1 protein-coding gene is annotated in these 242 nt (G+C 28.9%); it reads left to right on the plus strand.

All coding sequences use genetic code 11. The features are described from left to right. Positions 1 to 145 precede the first annotated feature (145 nt). Positions 146 to 242 (plus strand): YqgQ family protein (locus ETC27_RS18330; RefSeq protein WP_136256092.1); only part of this gene is annotated, 97 nt, incomplete at its 3' end.

Genomic DNA, 242 nt, shown 5'->3' on the forward strand with positions numbered 1-242 from the left:
GACTCACTTCCTACTATGAAAATTAGTTTATATTTTTGAAATAGTCCAAACAAGTTACAGTTGGTTAAGAAAAATAACGACTAAAAAGTCACTTAAAAACTTATCAACACTTGAAAACCGCTTACAGTTAGGGTAAAATAGAACAATGAAAACACTTTATGATGTACAGGAATTGTTAAAAAAATACGGTTTTATTAATTTCATGACCAATCGCTTAGATGCGATTTATTTTATGCAACAGG

Source organism: Onishia niordana (assembly GCF_004798965.1).
In the GTDB taxonomy this organism is placed as follows: Bacteria; Pseudomonadota; Gammaproteobacteria; order Pseudomonadales; family Halomonadaceae; genus Onishia; species Onishia niordana.